We start from the raw sequence: 22,586 nt of genomic DNA, 5'->3' as shown, positions 1-22,586 counted from the left end.
AAACGACATTTGGGATTTCCTTTTAGCGAAAAGGCTTTCTCTATGATATAATAGTTTCATGATTACAACAGTACCTATAAAAAATGAAAAAGACATCGCAGTACCGGATAAAACAGTTCTTGTATTAGGCTATTTTGACGGTATTCATAAGGGACATCAGAAGCTTTTTGAAGTAGCTAGTAAGGCTTCGATGAAAGATTATCTTCCAGTTGTCGTGATGACCTTTACAGAGTCCCCTAAGCTCGCATTACAGCCTTATAAGCCAGAATTAATGCTTCATATTGTCAGCCATGAAGAACGAGAACATAAGATGAAATGGCATGGAGTAGAGGCTCTTTTCTTACTTGACTTTAGTAGTAAATTTGCTAGTTTAACGGGGCAAGAGTTCTTTGATACCTATGTTAGAGCATTAAAACCAGCGATTATCGTAGCAGGATTTGATTACACCTTTGGTTCTGATAAGAAAACTGCGGATGATTTGAAGGACTATTTTGATGGAGAAATTATCATTGTTCCTCCCGTTGAGGATGAAAAGGGGAAAATTAGTTCTACTCGTATTCGTCAAGCTATTCTTGATGGAGATGTCAGGGAAGCTGGTCATTTACTTGGCACTCCTCTACCGTCACGTGGAATGGTTGTTCACGGAAATGCTCGTGGACGGACTATTGGTTACCCAACAGCAAACTTAGTTTTAAGAGATCGAACTTATATGCCAGCAGATGGTGTCTACGTAGTTGATATTGAAGTGCAGCGTAAAAGATATCGTGGAATGGCGAGTGTCGGGAAAAATGTTACTTTCGATGGAGAAGAGCCACGTTTTGAAGTCAATATTTTTGATTTTTCAGATGACATTTACGGTGAAACAGTTATTGTCTACTGGCTAGACCGTGTCCGTGAAATGGTCAAATTTGACTCTGTTGAAGAACTGGTAGACCAACTCCAGAAAGATGAAGAAATTGCTCGGAATTGGAAGGATGCTGAGTAGGAAATCGGAGTTTTATATAAAATTATCCATACTTTAGATTCTTATTTCTAAATAGAAAAAGTAGCCCTTTCCAGGCTACTTTTTTAAAACACGCGATACACATAGGGATTCTCTGGTTTATCGACTTTGGTAAAGCTATCGATTTCCAAGGTTGGGAGGTTTTGTTTGAGTTCTTTATGATAGTGATTGACCAGTTTTCCTTTGGCTGTTATCCAGGTGTTATTCTCATACTGACGGGTATTTCCCTTGGTCAGCAATCCATAGACACCGGAATCTGCGATACAATGGATAATGCCGAAGCGGAACAGAAATTGGCTATTGGCATGACTAGGGTCATTATAGACAAAGCCTGTGAACTGGACTGTCTTACCCTCAAACTCATCTGGATAGTCGTAGATAGCCTCCATGACTTCCATATAGTTTTCATTCGTAATCTGAATGCTATCTTGGGACAAGTATTTATCCGCCGCAGTTCGCATTTCCTTTTCATAAGCCGATTTTGAAAAATAAGAACTGGTATCTGGTTTCAAATATTGGCTTGTCGTTCCTTCACTTGTCTGAATGGCTTGATCCGTGCCTTCTGATAAGGGGAAGTGATAGCCTTTGGCAGAAACGGTCTGAGAATCCAAGCTAACAGTTGGGAAAGTTAAACCAAGGACAATAGGAATGGCCAGAAGAGCAATACTCGTTACCTTGGCCAATCGGCTGTTCAGATGACTGTGGGTTTTGACTTGCTTCATCCAGATATACAATTGAACAATAGCCAAGATAAAGGAAAGCACCATGGAAATATAGGCCAGATAGGAATAGTGCATGTTGATGTACTGGTTTAATTTGCCCGACAGATGGAGATAAATAGTCAATTCAAAATAGCCAGCTAAAACTAAAAATCGAATCATAGGATGACTCCAATCAAGAGAGAATATACTAAGACAACGAGTGTCACAATCGTTATGAAGTGACTGATAAATCGTGCTTTCAAGTAATTTTTCATCATGAGAATATTTTTGATATCCAGCATTGGGCCAATCACCAGAAAGGCCAGAACTGGTGCCAAACCGAAACTCGAGAGAAGAGAAGCACCGATAAAGGCATCCGCCTCACTACAGAGCGACAGAAGAAAGGCCAAAAGCATCAAGAGCAGGATGGCAAAAAGAGGGGTTGCGCTGATAGAAGTAAGAATACGAGTCGGAACATAGACCTGTATCATAGAGGCAAAAAGACAGCCAAATACCAAATAGCGTCCCATATCAAAAAACTCATCAATGGCTTGCACAAAAACCTGAAAAACTTTTTTTGCAGGGGTCAAGTGAGAAAAATCGTGCTCATGACAGGAAAAACGATTTTCTTTTTGAATTGGTTCTTGCCAGAAAAATCCCAGAAAAATCCCAAGTATCACAGCCACAACAATAGAACCCAGAGCTCGTAACAGAGCGACATGGAAGGAGTTGCCAAAGGCAGAATAGGTCGCAAAGAGAACAATGGGATTGATAACAGGTGCTGTCACAAGAAAGGGAACGGCTGTGTAACTGGGAACCTTTTTTTCCAGAAAACGATTGATAATGGGGACGATTCCACATTCACAAGAGGGGAAAAGTATCCCGACGAAGGTGCCAAAAAAGATTCTCCCCCAACGATTTCGAGGGAGAAAATGATAAACCTTTTCAGGTGTGATATAAACCTCAATCAGCCCTGAAACAATACTTCCTATCAGAACGAAGGGTAGGGCTTCAATGATTATAGAGAGAAAGATAGCCCCAGTCTGAAGCACACTAGATGGGAGTTGTTGGAAAGCAGTCATCTAGTTTTTCTTTTCTGCTTTGGCTTTTTTCTCTTTGTCATCAGGGAAAGTGACTTGTTTCAAATCAGGGAGTTTAGCAAACTCCTCAAACATCTTGTCCAAGTCGTCTCGTTTTGTAAATTTTACAGCCATAGATGTACCTCGATTCTAAATTCTACCTCTATTATACTATTATTTTAAGGAAAAGGGAAAAGTTAAAATTGAGTATCTAACGAATAATAGAACGTGATATATCCTAATATACACCAGGATTGTGATATAATAATTGAGGAATAACGGAGGAAATGATGGAACATAAAAAGATCGGTCAGGTGACTGACGAAGTAAAAGAAATTTTTAATATTGTTCTTGAAGCTAGTGATATCAAAGTTAACAAAGAAGGTTTAAGAAGTCATATGTTGAAACGGCATTATAATGATGTGATTCATCATATCGAAAATCTGGAACTTATACTAAGTAATCCAGATTTCGTTGGGGTCAATCCACGAGAGAAAGACGCCAGTTTTGAATATGTAAAAAGATTTGATAATAATGTTCTTGTTGCGATTAAGTTACATAAAAGTGGTGATTTCTTTTATGTTCCAACCATGTATCGTTTACAAGATTACAAGTTACAAAGTCGTATTAAGTCTGGTAGATTGAGAAAGCTTGACAAAAAAAGTAGATAGTGCTAGAATAACATTAACGAAAGACATTTGAGGGCAGAAAGGTTCCTGCCGCACCTTGAAAAAGGTATCTGAGATGCTGGGTACACCGACCAGCCAAGTGTCCGTTATTTCAAAGGAGGGGCTTAAATGCTCCTTTTTGTTTAAAAATTTCAAAAAAGATTATCCCCACCGCAGACTCTGTCTTGCGGTTTTTTATTTTCTCTGAAAATTGATTCGTTAACTTCAACAAATAGCTTTATAAAGCGTTTTGTAAAAAATAAAAACAGTGAAATTACTCATAGATTCTTTTGTAATCTAGTAGAATTTTAAATTGAAACCTTCTCAATAAATAGAATATTGAAGTGAAGCAAATTTATTCACCAACTTATGTTTTAAAATTGTTAGAGATAATTTGAATAATATTAGCTTATGGTATAATAGATTCATGGATAAAAAATATGAAAAAATCTCCCAGGATTTGGGAGTGACTTTAAAGCAAATTGATACCGTTCTAAGTTTGACAGCTGAAGGGGCGACTATTCCCTTTATCGCGCGTTATCGCAAGGATATGACTGGTAGTCTGGATGAGGTGGCGATTAAGGCCATTATTGACTTGGATAAAAGTCTGACAAATCTCAACGACCGTAAGGAAGCTGTTTTAGCTAAGATTCAAGAACAAGGCAAGTTGACCAAGGAGCTAGAAGAGGCAATCTTAGCTGCCGAAAAACTAGCGGATGTAGAAGAACTCTATCTTCCATACAAGGAAAAGCGTCGGACCAAGGCAACTATTGCCCGTGAAGCCGGACTCTTCCCTCTTGCTCGCTTGATTTTGCAGAATGTAGCTGGCTTGGAGAAGGAAGCTGAAAAGTTCATCTGTGAAGGATTTGCGACTGGTAAGGAGGCCTTGGCTGGTGCAGTTGATATCTTGGTTGAAGCCTTATCGGAAGATGTGGCCTTGCGTTCCGTGACTTATCAGGAAGTTCTGAGACACTCTAAACTCACTTCTCAAGTCAAGGATGAAACTCTTGATGAAAAGCAGGTTTTTCAGATTTATTATGATTTTTCAGAGACGGTTGGAAATATGCAGGGTTATCGTACCTTGGCCCTCAATCGTGGGGAGAAGCTAGGTGTCTTGAAGGTCGGTTTTGAACATGAGACGGACCGTATTCTAGCTTTCTTTGCTGCTCGTTTCAAGGTGAAGAATGCCTATATAGATGAAGTAGTTCAGCAATCTGTTAAGAAAAAGGTCTTGCCTGCTATCGAGCGCCGCATTAGGACAGAATTGACTGAGAAAGCAGAAGAAGGGGCTATACAACTCTTTTCTGACAATCTGCGCAATCTCCTCTTGGTTGCTCCATTGAAAGGGCGCGTGGTTCTTGGGTTTGACCCAGCCTTTCGTACAGGTGCCAAGCTAGCTGTCGTAGATGCAACTGGGAAAATGCTGACAACTCAGGTTATTTATCCTGTTAAACCAGCATCAGCTCGTCAAATCGAAGAAGCCAAGAAAGATTTGGCAGACTTGATTGGTCAATATAGCGTGGAAATTATTGCTATCGGAAATGGTACTGCTAGTCGTGAAAGTGAGGCTTTCGTAGCGGAAGTTCTGAAAGAGTTCCCTGAAGTCAGCTATGTCATCGTCAATGAAAGTGGTGCTTCTGTCTATTCTGCCAGCGAACTTGCTCGTCAGGAGTTTCCAGACTTGACCGTTGAAAAACGCTCTGCCATTTCTATCGCCCGTCGTTTGCAAGATCCCCTTGCTGAATTGGTCAAAATCGATCCTAAGTCAATTGGTGTCGGTCAGTACCAGCACGATGTCAGCCAGAAGAAATTGTCTGAGAGTCTGGACTTTGTCGTGGATACCGTGGTGAACCAAGTCGGTGTCAATGTCAATACAGCTAGTCCTGCTCTTCTTTCACACGTAGCTGGACTCAATAAAACCATTTCTGAAAATATCGTCAAGTATCGTGAAGAAGAAGGAAAAATCACTTCACGAGCTCAAATTAAGAAGGTTCCGCGTTTGGGTGTCAAGGCTTTTGAACAGGCAGCTGGTTTCCTTCGTATCCCTGAAAGTAGCAATATCCTTGATAATACAGGAGTTCACCCAGAAAACTATGCTGCTGTCAAGGAACTCTTCAAACGCTTGGACATCAAGGAACTGAACGAAGAGGCCCAAAGCAAACTCAAGTCGCTTTCAGTCAAGGAAATGGCGCAAGAGCTCGATCTTGGTCCTGAAACCCTTAAAGATATCATTGCAGACCTTCTCAAACCAGGACGAGATTTCCGTGATTCCTTTGACGCACCTGTGCTTCGCCAAGATGTCCTAGATATCAAGGACTTAGTGGTTGGGCAAAAGCTAGAAGGTGTGGTGCGTAATGTCGTTGACTTCGGTGCCTTCGTTGATATTGGCATTCACGAGGACGGTTTGATTCATATTTCTCATATGAGTCGCAAGTTTATCAAACATCCTAGCCAAGTAGTGTCAGTCGGAGATTTGGTAACGGTTTGGGTTAAGAAAATCGATACTGAACGTGAAAAAGTCAATCTGTCGCTCCTCGCTCCAAATGAAACTGACTGATTACGTTAAGCAGGTTTCACTAGAAGACTTCGGCAAACCTTTTATCCATCATGTTCAGTGGAATAGGCGTCTACGTTCGACAGGTGGGCGATTTTTCCCCAAAGATGGGCATTTGGATTTTAATCCCAAGGTTTATCAGGAACTCGGTCTGGATGTTTTTAGGAAAATTGTCCGCCATGAACTCTGTCATTATCACCTCTATTTTCAAGGGAAGGGCTATCAACACAAGGATCGGGATTTTAAGGAACTGTTGAAAGCAGTGGATGGATTACGCTTTGTGCCCTCCTTGACAAATAGCCACTCTAAACCACTCAAACTTTATCGTTGTCAATCCTGCCAGCAAAGGTATCATCGCAAGCGTAGGATTGATACCAAACGCTATCGCTGTGGACTTTGTCGAGGTAAATTGCTACTAATAAATCAGCCTGAGGACTGATGAAAGCCGAGCCTACCCGTGATATACTATGTCTAACCTAGCAGAAAGAGGAAAAATCATGAACAGTAAATTTTATAAAATGAGACGAAATCGCATGATTTCAGGAGTTCTGGCAGGTCTGTCAGATAAGTGGAACTTTGATGTTACCCTTGTTCGTTTCCTGTTTGCCATTTTTACAGTCGCAAACTTTGGCCTTGGCGTGATTATCTATATCATCCTAGCTTCTATCATGCCTACCAAGGAAGAAATTGAAGCAGAAATGTATGGAACAGGCCCACGCAAACGCAAAGAAGCCCAAGCCATTGACGATAATGAAGGCTGGTTTTGGTGAGGTTTAACAGGAAATATTTATTATTTGCACTATTTAAAAGAAGTGACATAAATGACTGAAAATCCCTTGTTGCTATTTAGCGACAAGGGATTTTGGTATTTAATTATAATCTGTTTCGTCTTTAGAAAGACGAATTACCTGATCAGCCATTTTCCAAATACTAGGATTGTGAGTTGCGATGATAATTGTTCTATTTGCATTACGAAGTTCAAGGAGAATTTCCATAATTTCCTTGGAATTTTTAGGGTCTAGTGAGGCGGTTGGTTCATCAGCTAGAATCAAAGGAGGATTTTTCAGGATAATTTTTGCAAGTGCTACGCGTTGAGCTTCACCACCAGATAATTCAAAGATTTTTTGGTTGAGACATAGATAATCCAGTCTTACAGCTTGCAGTGCTTGAAGAAGAAGTCTCTCTTTTTCTTGTTTCTTGTTCTTTTTTTTACCAATCATTCCCAGCTCAAGGTTTTCTCGAATGGTCTGACTTTCTAATAGTCCAAAGTTCTGGAAGAGATAACCTAGTTCGTTACGATAGAATTCGTTGTTTTTTAGTGAAGTCAAAGACTTTCCTTTATAAATTATTTCTCCTTTATCAAAAGTCTCTAGTTTTGCTAGCATATTCAGCAAAGTGGTTTTTCCACAACCACTATCTCCTATCAAAGCATACACCATACCACTTTGAAAATTAAGACTCAAGTCTGAAAAGATGATACGAGAACCAAATTGTTTCCAAATATGTTGTAATTCAATCATACTATCCTCCTTTGATGATGCTAGCATAGGTTTTACTTTCCTTTCTATCACAGATTTTCAATAGAAGAACAGCTAAACCTGAAAAACTGAGAAATAAAATCAGGGTAATCCAGATATTCTTAGAAATAATGAAAGCTAGACTACTTCCGACAAAGAGAGCTATTATTTGAGACGTGATATATCTACTGTATAATTCAAAGAAATAATAGCCTGCTATTTTCTTCAAGAATATGATTTTGCGAAAGGCTTCAAAATAGAGTAGGTTTAAACTTGTAAACAGCAAAATTGAAGTCAAAATAGCAAATATAGCACTCGCTAAATTACTATAAATTTCGATTTTAATTTTTTGATTTAACTGGAGATAAGTTTCCCTAGCAGATGATAGCCCAGACACCATATGATCAAGTTGATAGTACTTCAAAAGTTCTTGTGTTTGCTGTAAATCGGTAAAATAGAGATATTCTAGATTCGTAAACCAAAATATAGAAGAATCTTTTCCAAGTGCCTTAGGAGAAACTACGATAAAAATAGGGGTTGACAACCATTGATCATAAGAAATATGGGTAGTATTATAAATGAATACATCTTTTTTTTGATCAGTATAAGTTATATTAACTTCGACACTATGCTTTGTATCACTACTGTATAATCGATTAGTTAAATCTTCTTGTATGTTTTGTTTTATTTGTTCCTCATTTTTCTTTTGTTCTTGAGGTAGTATTACAAGAACCTGTCCATCTTTTAGATTATTGATTTTTTTAAAGGTTTCTGATGTTAACTCTATACCTTCTTTTTTGAAGTAGTCAGGTGTTACATAGAGAATATTTTTCCCTTCCAAGTCATAGGGATTTTGTTCAGAATCATTATGAGTTGAAAGAGAATGTTTTATAGCTTGAATAGCGAGATTATGTTTGACTAGAAAGGCATTTCCATTTTCTAAAGAATATTGAATAAAGTCAAACCATTTATTAGCATTCATTTTGAGTTCATCTATATTTTTTCTTTGACTTGAACGACCTGTTTGAAGATTAACAATATTGGAGTGTTGTTTCCAAGTAGCTTGTCCAGACTCATTTTTCATAAATATATGATGATCAATGGACAAGCGCCCAAATCCTACAATAACTAATAAGATAGACAGAGCTTGACCAAAGTAAAGAATACGTAAAATTGACTTAATTGGTAATTTTCCTTTAATGATTGAGATAAGATGAACTCTTTTCAAAGAAATAGTAAAAAGAAAAGCGATGAGAAGACTTAGCAAGAGAAGCAGGCTATTATAAAAAATAAATAGTATTACTAAAAAAGTCTGAATTTCATAAGGATAGCCTAGGTAAATTACTAAAATACTAGCTATTAGGAAAGCAGGCAAGCCGAAAAGAAGGATATCAAGTTCGTCTCTTATGATAGAACGAAAGAAGAGATTTCTGAGACGTTCTCCATTAATCAGTCTTATTCCTGATTGAGAGAGAGATTGAATCTGTCCGATAACAATAAGTGATAAAAAGGTCAATAAAAAAATGAAAAGACTAGTAAGTTGATTGGGTTGGGCAATGAGGGTCAATACGAAGGAGACTCTATTATTTTCAAATGTGTTAACTTTTTCTAGTCCAAGTTGTTTAAGGTGAATAGCTAATTCTTGATTTGTTAGCGATCCACTGATAATATTGTAATTGTTGAGAAGATTACTTTTATTGATACTTTCTTGACTTGCTTGAGGCATCCAGTCTGGAAGTTTCCCATCTCCAAAAACTTCGTAGTAAGTTTGCGATTTTCCATCACTATCTACTTCCCAAATGGTTCTTGCGATAAGACTGTTATGTTCTTTAGCAAGACTATTTAATTTTTCCTTAACGGCAGAATAATCTGCTTGCCCGCTTAATACTGCTGCACCTGGAAACAGGATTTGTGGAAGAGAGTCTTTCCAAAAGGACAAAGCACCAATCAGAAAGAGTGTCAGAAGAAGATTGCTGATGAAGAGAAATATACGTTTCATAGGAGCCTCTTTCTAAACAAGAGGGAGATCAACCTCCCTCTTCATTGCAGTTATGCGAATTATAGCTTACTACTTTTTAAAATAAGCACTAAAAAACTAAAGTTTTACAAGGCATCAAAGAAAACCCTTTCACATTTATATTTTACTCCTTTTTTAAAAATAAAACAAGTGATGATAGGACTTCGTATAGTAGATATTTTCAAAAAATTCTCCAATCTTACAAAAATGTGATTTAAAAATACTTTCAACTTAATATTGTTACTGTCCGCTTGACAAAACACTAATTTTATTTATTTCTACCCTAATCAGTCACATCTGAGAATAAAAATCATATTTTTGAACTCATGTTTCTAATCTATTTTTGTTGCTGAGACAATACATTTTTTGAAAAATGGTGGATGCTGATAACAACTGATAGCCAGCAAATAGCATAAGCAGTAGCTGTAAATTCTGTACCGATAAAGTATGTTTTTTCAACTAAGAGCTGACCGATGAATGGAGAGAGGAGATAGAGAAGTCCGATGAGTACATGTTCTTTGTGTTTCATTAAGGCGCACCTTCTTTCCTTATAGGTAGTTCGATTTGAAAGTGTTGAATTTAATGGTATGTTATCTAGTTAAGCTTACTCAAATGATAGTTCCCGCTTCCTCCTTTCCAAAGTAAGCCTTTTCACACTTATATTTTACAATTTTAAAAATAGGAAATCAAATCATTTTCTAAGTAATTTTGCCTACATTTCCCCCCAATCTTACAAAAATGTAAGATTAAAGTCTCTTTTGTAAGGTTAGGTTATGGCAAGTGGTCTTTTTTTGATGTAAACTAGACTCATAAAGAACAAAGGAGTAACATCATGAAACAAATCTTACATAAGAAAACAAGAAAACCAAGCCATAAAGATATCAAGCGTGTTCAACTGGGATGCGCTATGATGCAAGCAACATTTCATTTGATGGGATATTAAGAAAGGAGATTCTCATGACACTTTTAGATGTAAAACACGTTCAAAAAATTTATAAAACTCGTTTTCAGGGCAACCAAGTAGAGGCCCTCAAGGATATTCACTTTACCGTAGAAAAGGGTGACTACGTTGCCATCATGGGTGAGTCTGGTTCTGGTAAATCAACTCTTCTCAATATCCTAGCTATGCTGGACAAACCAACCCGTGGACAGGTTTACTTGAATGGAACTGACACAGCAACTATTAAAAATTCACAAGCCTCTAGCTTCCGTCGTGAAAAGCTGGGCTTTGTCTTTCAAGACTTTAACTTGTTAGATACTCTGTCTGTTAAAGACAATATCTTGCTTCCTCTTGTCTTGTCAAGAAGACCTATTACGGAGATGATGAAAAAATTGGTGGTGACAGCTGAGAATTTGGGTATCAACCAATTGCAAGAGAAGTATCCTTACGAGATTTCAGGTGGTCAGAAACAGCGTGTAGCAGTAGCGCGCGCCATCATCACAGAACCTGAAATTCTCCTTGCGGATGAGCCAACAGGAGCCCTTGATTCCAAGTCATCTGCAGCCTTACTTGATGTCTTTGATGAAATCAATGAGCGCGGTCAAACCATTCTCATGGTAACCCACTCCACAGCAGCAGCTAGCAGAGCTAAACGTGTACTCTTTATCAAAGACGGCATTCTTTACAACCAAATCTACCGTGGAGAGAAGACAGAACGTCAGATGTTCCAAGAAATCTCTGATACCTTGACTGTCATGGCAAGCGAGGTGAATTAGTATGTTTCGATTAACCAATAAGTTAGCGGTATCGAACTTGATTAAAAACCGCAAACTCTACTATCCTTTTGCGCTGGCTGTTCTCTTGGCGGTCACGGTCACCTATCTCTTTTACTCTCTAACTTTCAATCCAAAGATTGCGGAAATCCGTGGAGGATCAACCATTCAAGCAACGCTTGGATTTGGTATGTTTGTCGTCACCCTTGCGTCAGCCATTATCGTCCTCTATGCCAATAGTTTTGTAATGAAAAACCGTTCCAAGGAACTAGGAATTTATGGCATGCTGGGTTTGGAGAAGCGTCATCTGATCAGTATGACCTTTAAGGAGTTGGTGCTATTTGGAATTCTAACTGTTGGGGCGGGTATCGGTATTGGAGCCTTGTTTGACAAGTTGATTTTCGCTTTCTTGCTCAAACTGATGAAATTAAAGGTTGAGCTGGTCGCTACCTTCCAAATGAATGTTGTCATTGCAGTACTTGTTGTCTTCGGTTTGATTTTCCTAGGCCTCATGTTCCTGAATGCCCTTCGAATCGCCCGTATGAATGCCCTCCAGCTCTCGCGTGAGAAAGCAAGCGGAGAGAAAAGAGGTCGTTTCCTACCTCTCCAAACTATTCTTGGTTCCATAAGTTTAGGGATTGGCTATTATCTTGCCCTTACAGTAAAAGATCCTCTTACAGCCTTAACAACCTTCTTCTTAGCTGTTTTGCTGGTTATCTTTGGTACTTATCTATTGTTTAATGCAGGAATTACCGTTTTCCTTCAAATCTTAAAGAAAAACAAGAAATACTATTACCAACCTAATAACCTCATCTCTGTTTCCAACTTGATTTTCCGTATGAAGAAAAATGCGGTTGGACTAGCAACTATCGCTATTTTGTCAACAATGGTTTTGGTAACCATGTCAGCCGCGACAAGTATTTTCAATGCCTCAGAAAGCTTTAAAAAAGTGATGAATCCGCATGATTTTGGCATTACTGGACAAAATGTTGAAAAAGAAGATTTGGACAAACTCTTGAGCCAGTTTGCAAGTGACAAAGGTTATAGTGTCAAAGAGAAAGAAGTGCTTCGTTACAGTAACTTTGGTATTGCAAATCAAGAAGGAACCAAGTTAACTATTTTTGAAAAAGGACAAAACCGTGTCCAACCCAAAACAGTTTTCATGGTATTTGACCAAAAAGATTATGAAAATATGACTGGTCAAAAACTTTCTCTATCAGGGAATGAGGTCGGTCTTTTTGCCAAAAATGACGGACTGAAAGGACAGAAAGCTCTAACTCTAAATAACCATCAATTTTCTGTAAAAGAAGAATTTAATACAGATTTTATTGTGAACCATGTCCCAAATCAGTTTAATATTTTTACTACTGATTACAATTACCTTGTTGTTCCTAATTTGCAAGCATTTTTAGACCAATTCCCAGATTCGGCTATCTATAATCAGCTTTACGGTGGTATAAATGTAAATATCAGTGAAGAAGAACAACTCAAAGTCGCTGAAGAATATGAAAAATACTTACAAAAGTTTAATGCTCAATTAAACACTGAAGGTAGCTATGTGTATGGTAGCAATCTAGCAGATGCTAGTGCTCAGATGAGTGCCCTCTTTGGTGGTGTCTTCTTTATCGGTATTTTCCTATCCATTATCTTTATGGTCGGGACCGTTCTGGTCATCTATTACAAACAAATTTCTGAAGGATATGAAGACCGTGAGCGTTTTATTATCTTGCAGAAAGTCGGTTTAGATCAAAAGCAAATCAAGCAAACCATCAACAAACAGGTTTTAACTGTTTTCTTCCTTCCTTTGCTCTTTGCCTTCATACATCTAGCCTTTGCCTACCATATGCTTAGTCTGATTTTAAAAGTGATTGGTGTAATAGATACGAATATGATGTTGATTGTGACCTTGTCTATCTGCGCTATCTTCCTCATCGCCTATGTATTGATTTTCATGGTTACTTCAAGAAGCTATCGCAAGATTGTGCAAATGTAAAAAAAGATACCTCGACTTCAAAATCGAGGTATTTCTTGTATTTTATACTCAATGAAAATCAAAGAGCAAACTAGGAAGCTAGCCGCAGGTTGCTCAAAGCACTGCTTTGAGATTGCAGATAGAACTGACGAAGTCAGCTCAAAACACTGTTTTGAGGTTGTGGATAGAACTGACGAAGTCAGTAACCATACCTACGGCAAGGCGAAGCTGACGTGGTTTGAAGAGATTTTCGAAGAGTATTAAATGCTGAAAAGTTGTCCTAGCAGAAAGGTAACTCCCATGGTCAAGAGGCCAATAGCTAGGTTCCGAATCATAGCCGTTTTGGTTGGTGCTTTTCCAAGTTTGGCACTAGTATAGCCAGTCACCAAGAGAGAAAGACCTACAATCAGGACAGTAGCAGGGATGCGGTAGTCACTTGGGAAAATGGTAATTGAAAGCATGGGTGGTAAGCTACCAAGGAAAAAAGAAATAAAGCTAGAGATAGCAGCATGCCAAGGATTGGTAAACTCTTCATACTCAATCCCATATTTTTCCTCTACCAGAGCCTTGAGCGGATTATTTAAAAAGGCTTTGTTGGTGAGAAGTTGGGCTGATGTTTCACACTCACCATTTTGAATATAGGCAGCATAGAGGGACTTTTTGGCTAGTTCCATATCTTGGTCTAGCAAGACTTGCTCACGCGCAACGGCCGCTTCCTCGGTATCTTTTTGAGTTGAAACGGACACATATTCTCCACCAGCCATTGAAAAGGCACCAGCTAAGATAGCCGCAAAACCTGATAAAAAGATAATCCAGATATTGCTGGTAGCACTGGCAACCCCAATAACCACACCAGCAATGGAAATAATTCCATCGTTGGCACCAAGAACACCCGCACGCAGGATATTTAAACGACCTGCAAAATTTGAATCGATTTCGTGATTTGTTTCTGACATACTATTCTCCTTTTTATCCAGTATAAAGGAAAAATATAGGGAAATCAATCTTTTAAAAGTATCTGAAAAAAGTTGCACGATTTTAATTTTACGAGTTTTTTAAAAGTTAGAAACATCATTAGCTAGTATAGATTATAAAAGAGAAGTAAAGCTGATAGACTAGTCCTTTTTCTAGTTATCTATGGTATAATAGGAGGTAGATTTACTAATCGGAGTAAGAAAGATTTTATGATTAAACTAGTAGCAACAGATATGGACGGAACCTTCCTAGATGGGAATGGGCGTTTCAATATGGACCGCCTCAAGTCTCTTTTGGCTTCCTACAAGGAAAAAGGGATTTACTTTGCGGTAGCTTCGGGTCGAGGATTTCTATCTCTAGAAAAATTATTTGCAGATGTTCGTGAGGACATTATTTTCATCGCTGAAAATGGCAGTTTGGTCGAATATCAAGGTCAGGATTTGTATGAAGCGACCATGTCTCGTGAGTTTTATCTGGCGACTTTTGAAAAGTTGAAAACGTCACCTTATGTAGATATCAATAAACTGCTCTTGACGGGAAAAAAGGGAGCTTATGTTCTAGATACGGTTGATGAGACCTATTTAAAAGTGAGTCAGCACTATAATGAAAATATCCAAAAAGTAGCGAGTCTAGAAGATATTACAGATGACATTTTCAAATTTACGACCAACTTCACAGAAGAAACGCTTGAAGTTGGGGAGGCTTGGGTTAATGAAAATGTCCCTGGTGTTAAGGCCATGACAACTGGTTTTGAATCCATTGATATTGTTCTGGACTATGTCGATAAGGGTGTGGCCATTGTTGAATTGGCTAAAAAACTTGGCATCACAATGGATCAGGTTATGGCTTTTGGAGACAATCTAAATGACTTGCATATGATGCAGGTTGTGGGACATCCTGTAGCTCCTGAAAATGCACGACCTGAAATTTTAGAATTAGCAGAGACTGTGATTGGTCATCATAAGGACCAGTCGGTTATAGCTTATATGGAGGGCTTATAATGGCAGATATAAAATTGATTGCATTGGACTTGGACGGGACCTTGCTGACTACTGATAAAAGGTTGACGGATCGCACCAAGGCAACTTTGAAAGCTGCGCGTGATCGTGGTATCAAGGTTGTATTGACAACTGGTCGTCCCTTAAAAGCCATGGACTTCTTTCTCCATGAGCTAGGGACTGACGGTCAGGAAGATGAGTATACCATTACTTTTAATGGTGGTTTGGTTCAGAAAAATACAGGTGAAATCCTTGACAAGGCAGTCTTTTCCTATGATGATGTGGCATGCTTGTATGAGGAAACAGAGAAATTATCACTGCCTCTTGATGCTATCTCAGAAGGAACTGTTTATCAAATTCACTCCGACCAAGAAAGTCTTTATGCCAAATTCAATCCAGCTTTGACTTTTGTTCCAGTGGACTTTGCAGACTTGTCTAGTCAAATGACTTACAATAAGTGCGTGACTGCCTTTGCTCAAGAACCCTTGGATGCAGCCATTCAGAAGATTTCTCCAGAATTGTTTGACCAATATGAGATCTTTAAATCACGTGAAATGTTGCTAGAGTGGTCACCAAAGAATGTTCATAAAGCAACAGGTTTGGCAAAACTAATCAGCCATCTTGGAATCGACCAAAGCCAAGTTATGGCATGTGGTGATGAGGCTAATGACCTTTCTATGATTGAGTGGGCAGGGCTCGGTGTTGCCATGCAAAACGCTGTTCCTGAAGTCAAGGCAGTCGCAAATGTGGTAACTCCAATGACCAATGATGAGGAAGCTGTCGCCTGGGCTATCGAAGAATATGTGCTAAAGGAGAACTAAGATATGGGATTATTTGACCGTCTATTCGGAAAAAAAGAAGAACCTAAAATCGAAGAAGTTGTAAAAGAAGCTCTGGAAAATCTTGATTTGTCTGAAGATGTTGAGCCTGCCCTTACAGAAGCTGAGGAACTTCCTCAAGAAGAAGCGGAAGTTGCTGAAGAAGCTGTGCTTGAAGAAGAGGAAAATCAAGAGACAGTTGAAGAGAGTCAGGATTCAGAGTCAACTGTAGAAGTTTCTAAAGAAGAAATAGAAGAATTTCCAAACTCAGAAGAAGTCACAGAGGAAGAGAATTTTGAGTATGAAGGAACTGTCGAAGAAAATAGTTCTAAAGTGCTTGAAGCAGAAACGCCTCAGGTAGAAGAAACTGTTCAGGAAAAATATGACCGCAGTCTTAAGAAAACTCGCACAGGCTTCGGTGCTCGCTTGAATGCCTTCTTTGCCAATTTCCGCTCTGTTGACGAAGAATTTTTCGAGGAACTGGAAGAATTACTGATTATGAGTGACGTTGGTGTCCAAGTCGCTTCTAACTTAACAGAGGAGCTACGTTACGAAGCCAAGCTTGAAAACGCCAAGAAACCCGACGCACTACGCCGTGTCATCATTGAGAAATTGGTTGAGCTTTATGAAAAGGATGGCAACTACGATGAAAGAATCCACTTCCAAAATGGATTGACTGTCATGCTCTTCGTCGGTGTTAATGGTGTTGGGAAAACAACTTCTATCGGGAAACTAGCTCACCGCTACAAACAAGCTGGTAAGAAGGTCATGCTGGTTGCGGCAGATACCTTCCGTGCAGGAGCGGTAGCCCAGCTAGCTGAATGGGGCCGTCGTGTGGACGTTCCAGTTGTGACTGGACCTGAAAAAGCTGACCCAGCCAGTGTGGTCTTTGATGGTATGGAACGTGCTGTAGCTGAAGGTATCGATATTCTTATGATTGACACTGCTGGTCGTTTGCAAAATAAGGATAACCTCATGGCTGAGTTGGAAAAGATTGGTCGTATCATCAAACGTGTTGTGCCAGAAGCGCCGCATGAAACCTTCTTAGCTCTTGATGCATCAACAGGTCAAAATGCCCTGGTACAGGCCAAAGAATTTTCAAAAATCACACCTTTGACAGGAATTGTCTTGACTAAGATTGATGGAACTGCTCGAGGTGGTGTTGTTCTAGCCATCCGTGAAGAACTAAATATTCCTGTAAAATTGATTGGTTTTGGTGAAAAAATCGATGATATTGGAGAGTTTAACTCAGAAAACTTTATGAAGGGTCTCTTGGAAGGCTTAATCTAATCAGAAGCAAAAATCCTGCAAGGTACAAACTTGCAGGATTTTTTTATTCTAAACGACCATCTTGACGATAGGCGATGTCTGGTTGCCAAGTCCATTTGGCACCGAATTTTTCAAGTAAGTCAAAGCTTGCTTGAGGTCCCATGCTTCCAGCTTTATAGTCATGAAGTGGGGCACCATTTTCAGCCCAGAGCTCTTCGATACGGTCAATCAATTTCCATGACGCACCAACTTCATCCCAGTGGCTAAAGTTAGTTGAGTTGTTATTTAGGACATCATAAATTAATTTTTCGTATGGTTCTGGAGAAGCACCAGTTGCAGTCGCATCTGTACGGTAATCCAGTGAGTTAGGAGCCAAGTTAAATTCTTCTCCTACTTGCTTTCCATTTAGGCTAAGAGAGAAGCCTTCTGTTGGTTGGATATAGATGGTCAAAATATTTGGAGCAAGTGGTTCTCCAAAGATAGAATCCATTTGTTTAAAGACGATGTTGACATGAGTTCCTTTTTCAGTCAGACGTTTACCAGTACGGAAGAAGAAAGGAACACCACGGAAGCGATCGCTGTCTACAAAGAAAGCACCAGATGCAAAGGTTTCAGTTGTAGATTCTGGATTCACATTTGGCTCGCTACGATAAGAGATGTATTTCATGCCATCAATCTTACCAGAGCGGTATTGCCCACGGATAAAGTGTTCTTTAAGTTCTTCATCAGTTGGATGATAGAGGTTTTTAAAGACCTTAATCTTTTCAGCACGAATCTCGTCCTTTGTGAAGCTTGCTGGCTTGTCCATAGCAAGGAGGGAAAGGAGTTGTAGAGTGTGGTTCTGTACCATGTCACGGAGGGCACCAGATTGGTCATAGTAGCCACCACGTTCTTCTACACCCAAGCGCTCTGCAAAGGTAATTTGAACATTGTCGATAAAGTCCTTGTTCCAAACATTTTCAAAAATCAAGTTTGCAAAGCGAACTGCAAAGATACTTTGGATCATTTCCTTACCAAGATAATGGTCAATACGGAAAATTTGTTCTTCGTCAAATGTTGCTAGGAGCTCGTCATTCAACTTGCTTGCAGTTGCGTAATCTGTACCAAATGGTTTTTCAACGATTAAGCGTTCAAAACCTTTACCATCTACAATGTTTTCAGACTTAAGGTGTTTTGCGATAGTTCCAAAGAACTGAGGTGCCATAGACAAGAAGAAGAGCTTGTTGTGTTCAGCTTGGTACTTGTCATTTAGTTCAGCTTGCAATTGACGCAAAGCAATGTAGTGTTCTGTATCATTGACATCATGACTTTGATAGTAGAAGTGGCTAGCGAACTCTTGAGCCTGTTCGGTACTATCTGCCAAATCAAGGATCGATTCGACTACAACAGATTCAAAATATTCCTTGCTCCAAGGACGACGGGCAGTTCCAATGACAGCAAAGTGCTCGGAAAGATTGCCGGATTTATATAGTCTAAAAAGGGAAGGGTAGAGCTTGCGTTTAGCCAGGTCTCCACTCGCACCGAAAATTGTAACAATAACCTTAGATGACATCTAGCTACCTAATTTCTATTTTTATTCCTAGTCTTGCTAGGTATGAGAAAATCTCATTTCATAAACTTAATTCTAACATAATTTTCCGAAAAATCAAAAAATCCAATACGAGATAGAAAAAAACTGCAAGGAAATCCTTACAGTTTGAGTTTAGACGTTTAAGACCTTGTCCAAGAACTCTTTCAGACGTGGGTGTTGAGGGTTATCAAAGATTTGATCAGGTGTTCCGTCTTCTAGGAATTCACCATCTGCAGTAAAGATAACGCGGTTGGCAACTTGACGGGCAAATCCCATCTCATGAGTTACGATAATCATGGTCATGCCTTGCTCAGCCAATTCCTTCATAACGTTTAGTACGTCTCCGACCATCTCAGGGTCAAGGGCAGAAGTTGGTTCATCAAAGAGCATGATATCAGGATTCATTGCAAGTCCACGAGCGATGGCCACACGTTGTTTTTGACCACCTGATAGGCTATCTGGGCTAGCATTAGCTTTATCTGCTAGCCCAACCTTTTCAAGCAACTCCATTCCCAATTTCTCAGCTTCTTCCTTAGTCATCAACTTGTGCTCGATAGGAGCAAAAGTAATGTTGTCCAATACAGACATATGAGGGAAGAGGTTAAAGTGTTGGAACACCATTCCGATATTTTCACGAACGTGGTCAACGTTGGTTGTTTTTTCAGTTAAGTCATAGCCGTTCACAGTGATGTGACCGCTCGTAACTTCTTCTAGAAGATTGAGGCTACGAAGGAAGGTCGACTTACCAGATCCTGAAGGACCGATGATACAAACAACATCTCCTTCATAGAATTTAGTTGTGATTCCTTTTAGAACCTCATTTTTTCCATAGTGCTTGTGTAAATCATTTACATCAATTTTTAATTTTGCCATTAACGAATCCTCTTTTCTAAGCGTTTCGCTAGTCTAGTCAAAAGTGTGATAATTACAAGATAGAAGATAGCAAGGATTGCATACATCTTGAAACTTTGGTAGTTACGGGCGATGATAATCTTACCAGTTTGGAAGAGTTCAACCAAACCGATAGCAGATACGATGGTTGTATCTTTAAGAGCGATAACGAATTGGTTAACAAAGTTTGGCAACATCAATTTAGTCGCTTGTGGCAAGATAATCTTACGCATGGTTTTTCCATAAGAGATACCCAAGCTTCGGCTGGCTTCCATTTGGCCAACCGGAACGGCCTGAATACCACCACGAACGATCTCAGCGATATAAGCAGCCGCATTGAGTGAGAGGGCAATAGTCCCAGCTACAAAGTCGTTAATTGGACTTTGTTGGCCTGTGATAGACTCGATGAAGTTTGGAATACCCCAGAAGATGAAGGCTGCAAGAATCATCAAAGGAATACCACGGATAACGTCAACGAAAATCTCAGAGATTACACGAAGAGATTTGTAGGGGCTAACACTAAACATACCGAAGATAATCCCGATAACAATGGCAATAGCAAATGAGATAAGAGCTAGAGCAAGAGTGATACCAAGCCCGCTAAGGAGTTGTTTGTAGTTGTTTTGGAGCAAGCCCCAGATAGTTGTTTCATCAACAGTACTTGTTGATGAAGATGAAGATTCGCTAGCTAGGTATTTATCAAGAATCTTTTGGAATTCTCCGTTTGCTTTAAGGTTTGCAAGTCCGTTATTGAACATTTCAATCAATTCTGGATTTGCTCCTTTTTTAACAGCAAAGGCTGTTTCACCGATTGGAGTTCCAGCGATTGGTGTTTTCAATTTTTGTCCTTGACTGATAGAATATTTGAGGACAGGCTCATCATCCATAACGGCATCAATGGCACCAGTGTTTAAACTGTCATACATTGAAGAACCGTCAGCAAAGGTTTTGATTTTGTAACCGTATTTGCTTTGATTTTCTGTTAGGAAGGTTTGAGAAGCAGTTCCGTTTTTAACACCGACTGTCTTTCCTTTTAAATCTTCATAAGAAGCAATAGTGCTTGATTCTTTGACACCAAGAATGGTATTAGCAGTATAGTAGGATTCTGAGAAGTCAAAAGTTGCCTTACGAGCATCTGTGACAGACATACCAGCAATGATACCGTCTGCTTGACCAGCTTGTACAGCGCTAATCGCTGCATCGAAACCTGGGTTGGTAATTTCAATTTCAAAACCTTGGTCTTTAGCGATTGCCTTAATCAAGTCCATATCAATACCAGTAAATTGGTTGCTTGAGTTTTGGAACACAAAAGGTGCAAAAGAAGAATCACTGGCAATGATGTATTTAGCTTTAACAGGAGTTGCTTTTAGACCAGCTGCAGTCGTTGTAGTTGGCACTGATGAAGAAGATGAAGCAGTCCATTTCTTGATGATTTTATCAAGGCTACCATCTTTTTTCATTTCAGCCAAGGCCTGGTTAAATTCAGTAACCAGGTGCTCATATTTGCTTCCTTTTTTCACACCGAAAGCAAAACTACCTACAGCTTCCCCATCCATTTCAATATGGAGGTCTTGACCTTGGTTGATAGCATACTCGATAACAGGTTTGTCATCCATCATGGCATCAATGGCACCAGCAGTCAAGCTGTTGTTCATCAAATCACCAGTGTCAAATGTTTTAATACTAAAGCCGTATTTATCTTTGATACTTTCAAGGAAACGTTGAGCAGCAGTTCCGTTTTTAACACCAACAGTTTTACCCTTTAATTGGTCATACTGACTAATCTTGTGTGACTTTGTAGTTGCAATGACAACTTTTGTATCATAGTAAGTATCAGACATGGTGAAAACTTTTTCACGTTCTGCAGTTTTGGTCATTCCAGCCATGATAGCGTCAGCTTGACCAGCTTGAACCGCATTTACCGCTGCGTCAAATCCAGGATAGGACATCTGAATGTTCCATCCTTTAATCTCAGCGACTTTGTTGATAATGTCAACATCAATTCCTTTATAAGTTTGATCTGAATCTTTAAACTCAAAAGGTGCATAGGCGGTATCAGACACAATCTTAATCGTCTCAGCTTTCGCAATACCTAATGAGAAAATTGGGAATAAAATTAGCAAAAATGCTAGAAATTTTTTCTTCATTTTTAGTCTCCTTTTCCGAATATTTTCCCATTATATCAGAAAAAAGTAAAAATTGCAAATCATGAGGTTTTTATGTAAGAAAATATAACATGCATACCTTGTTTTCTTTCTTGAATTGCTACCATAAAACGCTATAATAATAGTATATAATAGAAGAAAAGAGGACAGGGATATGAAGGACAAAAGAATATTTAAAGACTTCCAAGATTCAAAAATGAGTTTATATATTTACACAAGCCTCTTGTTAGCCTTTGGTTTTGTCTTTGTAGGAGAGTTTGTAGCTTATACTTTGTATGGTATTAGCTTGTTAGCTCTCGTCGGCCTTGCTAGAAATTTTGGAGAGGCTGGTCAAAATCTTGCAAGCTACTTCCAAAACTTGCTGGCGAGCTTGACGGATAAAACAAGTGACTTTCGTTTAATTTTAGAATTGCTGTCCTTTGGTTTTGTTCTCAACACTGTATTCAGATGGACTAGAAAAGTTGAGAAAAGGCCTATTCGAACTTTAGGATTTTATAGAGAGAATTTTCTCGTCAATCTTCTGAAAGGATTTGGTCTGGGTCTGGTACTTTTTCTTCTGACCTTGTTAGGTTTAGTAGCTTTTGGGCAATATCGTTTTGAGTCCATTCATTTGAATCCTTATTCGCTTGCCTTTGTTGTCTTTACTATCCCATTTTGGATTTTACAGGGGGCAGCA

The 22,586-nt window shown here is 39.1% G+C and carries 21 protein-coding genes; 11 read left to right on the top strand and 10 right to left on the bottom strand.

Going from position 1 to position 22,586, the window contains the following annotated elements; translation table 11 throughout:
• Positions 1-58: 58 nt before the first annotated feature.
• Positions 59-985, top strand: coding sequence for a bifunctional riboflavin kinase/FAD synthetase (locus tag PAN06_RS04070; protein WP_136937099.1), 927 nt, complete (start codon positions 59-61; stop codon positions 983-985).
• Positions 986-1,068: 83 nt separating this feature from the next.
• On the opposite strand, the gene PAN06_RS04065 is transcribed toward PAN06_RS04070, so the two are convergent.
• Genes PAN06_RS04065 through PAN06_RS04055 form a run of 3 tightly spaced genes read right to left on the bottom strand, consistent with a single transcriptional unit; the run spans position 1,069 to position 2,918 of the window.
• On the bottom strand, positions 1,069-1,884 hold the full coding sequence (locus PAN06_RS04065) for a TIGR03943 family protein (protein WP_269795651.1): 816 nt from the start codon (positions 1,882-1,884) through the stop codon (positions 1,069-1,071).
• Positions 1,881-2,786, bottom strand: coding sequence for a permease (locus PAN06_RS04060; RefSeq protein ID WP_269795650.1), 906 nt, complete (start codon positions 2,784-2,786; stop codon positions 1,881-1,883). The genes PAN06_RS04065 and PAN06_RS04060 overlap by 4 nt, the downstream gene beginning before the upstream one ends.
• Entirely contained in the window at positions 2,787-2,918 is a 132-nt protein-coding gene (locus tag PAN06_RS04055) for an SPJ_0845 family protein (RefSeq protein ID WP_000268685.1), read from the bottom strand.
• Between the two features lie 155 nt (positions 2,919-3,073).
• Here PAN06_RS04055 and PAN06_RS04050 point away from each other — a divergent pair, with 155 nt between their 5' ends.
• From PAN06_RS04050 to PAN06_RS04035, 4 genes are all read left to right on the top strand, one after another.
• The gene (locus tag PAN06_RS04050) at positions 3,074-3,454 is read left to right on the top strand and encodes a hypothetical protein (protein ID WP_346732045.1); all 381 of its coding nucleotides are present in this window, start codon (positions 3,074-3,076) and stop codon (positions 3,452-3,454) included.
• Between the two features lie 424 nt (positions 3,455-3,878).
• Positions 3,879-6,008, top strand: a complete 2,130-nt coding sequence (locus tag PAN06_RS04045) for a Tex family protein (protein WP_269795648.1) — start codon at positions 3,879-3,881, stop codon at positions 6,006-6,008.
• A complete protein-coding gene (locus PAN06_RS04040; protein WP_033686984.1) occupies positions 5,995-6,444 on the top strand; it encodes a SprT family protein in 450 nt (149 codons plus the stop codon). The genes PAN06_RS04045 and PAN06_RS04040 overlap by 14 nt, the downstream gene beginning before the upstream one ends.
• Before the next feature lie 58 nt (positions 6,445-6,502).
• The gene (locus PAN06_RS04035; RefSeq protein WP_001085044.1) at positions 6,503-6,775 is read left to right on the top strand and encodes a PspC domain-containing protein; all 273 of its coding nucleotides are present in this window, start codon (positions 6,503-6,505) and stop codon (positions 6,773-6,775) included.
• Positions 6,776-6,874: 99 nt separating this feature from the next.
• On the opposite strand, the gene PAN06_RS04030 is transcribed toward PAN06_RS04035, so the two are convergent.
• The 3 genes from PAN06_RS04030 to PAN06_RS04020 all read right to left on the bottom strand — a co-directional run bounded on the left by PAN06_RS04030 (position 6,875) and on the right by PAN06_RS04020 (position 10,068).
• Positions 6,875-7,525, bottom strand: coding sequence for an ABC transporter ATP-binding protein (locus PAN06_RS04030; RefSeq protein ID WP_070843021.1), 651 nt, complete (start codon positions 7,523-7,525; stop codon positions 6,875-6,877).
• Position 7,526: 1 nt separating this feature from the next.
• A complete protein-coding gene (locus tag PAN06_RS04025; protein WP_261061605.1) occupies positions 7,527-9,521 on the bottom strand; it encodes a DUF1430 domain-containing protein in 1,995 nt (664 codons plus the stop codon).
• 355 nt (positions 9,522-9,876) lie between these two features.
• Entirely contained in the window at positions 9,877-10,068 is a 192-nt protein-coding gene (locus PAN06_RS04020; RefSeq protein WP_261061604.1) for a hypothetical protein, read from the bottom strand.
• Positions 10,069-10,496: 428 nt separating this feature from the next.
• On the opposite strand from PAN06_RS04020, the gene PAN06_RS04015 reads away from it, so the two are divergent.
• Together PAN06_RS04015 and PAN06_RS04010 are read left to right on the top strand one after the other, a co-directional pair.
• Complete coding sequence (locus tag PAN06_RS04015) at positions 10,497-11,255, top strand: ABC transporter ATP-binding protein (protein ID WP_000173372.1); 759 nt, start codon at positions 10,497-10,499, stop codon at positions 11,253-11,255.
• Position 11,256: 1 nt separating this feature from the next.
• Positions 11,257-13,245: an ABC transporter permease gene (locus PAN06_RS04010; protein ID WP_269795647.1), complete on the top strand. Its 1,989-nt coding sequence runs from the start codon at positions 11,257-11,259 to the stop codon at positions 13,243-13,245.
• Positions 13,246-13,484: 239 nt separating this feature from the next.
• Here the strand turns inward: PAN06_RS04010 and PAN06_RS04005 are convergent, their stop codons facing one another.
• On the bottom strand, positions 13,485-14,180 hold the full coding sequence (locus tag PAN06_RS04005; RefSeq protein ID WP_269795646.1) for a VIT family protein: 696 nt from the start codon (positions 14,178-14,180) through the stop codon (positions 13,485-13,487).
• A gap of 228 nt (positions 14,181-14,408) precedes the next feature.
• On the opposite strand from PAN06_RS04005, the gene PAN06_RS04000 reads away from it, so the two are divergent.
• The 3 genes from PAN06_RS04000 to ftsY are packed head-to-tail and all read left to right on the top strand — an operon-like array spanning position 14,409 to position 17,305.
• Entirely contained in the window at positions 14,409-15,200 is a 792-nt protein-coding gene (locus PAN06_RS04000) for an HAD family hydrolase (protein ID WP_269795645.1), read from the top strand.
• Positions 15,200-16,018: a Cof-type HAD-IIB family hydrolase gene (locus tag PAN06_RS03995; protein WP_269795644.1), complete on the top strand. Its 819-nt coding sequence runs from the start codon at positions 15,200-15,202 to the stop codon at positions 16,016-16,018. Before PAN06_RS04000 ends, PAN06_RS03995 begins: the two co-directional genes overlap by 1 nt.
• A 3-nt stretch (positions 16,019-16,021) precedes the next feature.
• Positions 16,022-17,305 (top strand): signal recognition particle-docking protein FtsY, encoded by a 1,284-nt coding sequence (gene ftsY, locus PAN06_RS03990; protein WP_269795643.1) that lies wholly within the window; start codon positions 16,022-16,024, stop codon positions 17,303-17,305.
• A 43-nt stretch (positions 17,306-17,348) separates the two neighbouring features.
• On the opposite strand, the gene zwf is transcribed toward ftsY, so the two are convergent.
• The 3 genes from zwf to PAN06_RS03975 form a co-directional block, all read right to left on the bottom strand.
• Positions 17,349-18,836, bottom strand: a complete 1,488-nt coding sequence (gene zwf, locus PAN06_RS03985; protein ID WP_049501794.1) for a glucose-6-phosphate dehydrogenase — start codon at positions 18,834-18,836, stop codon at positions 17,349-17,351.
• A 150-nt stretch (positions 18,837-18,986) separates the two neighbouring features.
• Entirely contained in the window at positions 18,987-19,727 is a 741-nt protein-coding gene (locus PAN06_RS03980; RefSeq protein WP_261100797.1) for an amino acid ABC transporter ATP-binding protein, read from the bottom strand.
• A complete protein-coding gene (locus PAN06_RS03975; RefSeq protein ID WP_269795642.1) occupies positions 19,727-21,892 on the bottom strand; it encodes an ABC transporter substrate-binding protein/permease in 2,166 nt (721 codons plus the stop codon). The genes PAN06_RS03980 and PAN06_RS03975 overlap by 1 nt, the downstream gene beginning before the upstream one ends.
• Positions 21,893-22,064: 172 nt before the next feature.
• Between PAN06_RS03975 and PAN06_RS03970 the strand changes: the two genes are divergently transcribed.
• A partial coding sequence (locus tag PAN06_RS03970; RefSeq protein WP_269795641.1) for a CPBP family intramembrane metalloprotease occupies positions 22,065-22,586 on the top strand: 522 nt, incomplete at its 3' end.

The organism is Streptococcus sp. SM3 (assembly GCF_027497875.1).
Note: the sequence above shows the minus strand (reverse complement) of the source record. Positions and strands in the feature narration are given on the sequence as shown.